Origin of the sequence: Mesorhizobium sp. M7A.F.Ca.CA.004.12.1.1 (assembly GCF_003997835.1) — a bacterium.
In the GTDB taxonomy this organism is placed as follows: Bacteria; Pseudomonadota; Alphaproteobacteria; order Rhizobiales; family Rhizobiaceae; genus Mesorhizobium.
This window is the reverse complement of sequence record NZ_RZRK01000959.1, coordinates 1-2,118: the sequence shown is the minus strand read 5'-3', so window position 1 is coordinate 2,118 and position 2,118 is coordinate 1. Positions and strand designations below refer to the sequence as shown.

1 pseudogene is annotated in these 2,118 nt (G+C 65.8%); it reads left to right on the top strand.

The annotated features are described in order from the left end of the window. Window positions 1-2,118, top strand: a pseudogene (locus EN984_RS32230) (AsmA protein); the annotation flags it as partial.

The following is a 2,118-nucleotide window of genomic DNA, read 5'->3' as shown; positions in this document are numbered from 1 at the left end:
GTTCAAGATCTCCGGTGCCGACAAGAACAGCGCCGAGCTGCGCGGCACCGATGGCGAGACGGTGAGGGTTTCCGCCGGCAAGCCCGATCCGGGCTTTCGGCTGAACGGCAAATTTTCGCTCGACCACCAGAAACTCGGCGTCGACGAATTCCGCTTCGAGACCGGGCCGCTCGACAACCCCTACACCGCCGACGGCAAGGCTTCTGTCGATCTCGGGCTGAAGCCGAGTTTCGCCATCGAGGCCAATGGCGCGCAGGTGCAGTTCGACGAGGCGGTGGGCGCCGAAGCCGGCGCCGGTCTGACGCTGGATCAGCGCATCGCGGCGTTTGAGCAGGCGCTGCTCGACATGCCGAGGCCGACCATTCCCGGCACTGTCGAGGTCAAGCTGCCGGCGGTGGTGGTCGGCGACACCACGGTGCGCGACGTGCATCTTTCCGCCGAGCCGGTCGATGGCGGCTGGTCGGTGAAATCGCTTGCCGCGACCTTGCCCGGCCGCACCACGTTGGAAGCCGATGGCATGCTCGTGCTCAATTTGGAGGGTCATTTCGGCTTCAACGGCTCGCTGCTGCTGGCCGTGGCGCAACCCTCCGGCTTTGCCGCCTGGCTGTCGAAGGATGTCGACGAGGCGATCCGCCGTCTCCCTGCCGCCGGCTTCAAGGCCAAGGTCGACCTCTCGCAGAAGCGCCAGGCCTTCAGCGATCTCGAATTGATCCTGGGCAAGGCGAAGTTTTCCGGCCGCATCGATTCCAGCCAGCCCGACGATGCCAAGCCCTCAGTGCTGATGCGTCTCGAAGGGGGCGACCTCGATGTCGACGGGCTGGCGGCCTTCGCCTCGATCTTCGTCAGCGACAAGGGCGCCAATCGCTTTGCCGACCGCGACCTCGATTTCCAGATCAAGGCAGGGCCGGTCAACGCTGGCGGGTTGACCGCGGATACCGTCGACACGGCGCTCAGGCTGCGCGACGGGCTGCTCGAAATCGACCGGCTGTCGGTGGGCGGGCTGGCCGGCGCCTCGATCAGCGCCACCGGCAGGATCAAGGATTTCCCGGCGAGCCCGACCGGCAAGCTCGATGCATCGGTGGTTGCCGTCGATCTGAAGCCGCTGATCGACGTCGCCGCCCGGCATTATCCCGACAGCGCCGTGCTCAAGGGACTGGCGAGCCGTGCCGCAGCCTATCCCGAGCTGTTCCAGGATGCGCGTGTCGACCTCGTGGCGAGTGCGGCCGACAATGGCGACGGCACCACGGGCCTGGCGGTGAGCGGACAAGGCAAGGCCGGCGGCTCGGCCTTTTCCGCATCGCTGTCGGGAAAGGGGGCGGTGGACAAGCTTCTCGAAGCGCCGGTGGCGCTTACCTTCAATGCCAAAAACCCTGATGCCACCACGCTGCTGGCCCTCTACGGCCTGCCGGCACTGCCGCTCGGCATGCTGGGCGAGGCGAGCACCGACATTCAGGCCAAGGGTACGCTCGGCGGCGGCCTGACGACGAATTTCAGCCTTGCCGGCAACGACTTCAAGGCGGGTTTCGAGGGGACGATCGCCGATACGCCGCAAGGCTTCGCCGCCAAGGGCAAGCTCAGCCTCGACGCCGCCGACATCGAGCCATGGCTGATGACGACAGGTATCGGCCTGCCGGGCATGGGGGCGGGCATGTCGACGTCGTTCTCGGCGCAGGGCGATTATGGCAACGGTCTGCTGGTGCTGGACGAACTCAACGGCGCTATCAACGAAGCGGCGGTGTCCGGCGACGTCAATATCGATGTAAAGGAGGGGGTCGACGGCAAGGCCGGCGTGCCGCATCTGGCCGGGGCGCTGATGCTCGACGAACTCGACCTCGATCCGATGGCGGTGGCGCTGTTCGGCGATCCCGCCTTTCTTGCCGACAAGGAAGAAACCAACAAGGGTGGCGTGTGGCCGGCGACACCGTTCAGCCAGAAATCCAACCTGCCGTTCACCGCCGACCTAGACCTGACGACGGCAGCGCTCGCCGCCGGTCGGTTCGCCACCGCCTATGATGCCGCCTTTTCGCTCAAGCTCGACCAGGAAGGCATCCGCGTTTCGGATTTGAAGGCGAAATTGCTGAGCGGGGCGCTCACCGGCCTGTTCGAACTGAAGAACAA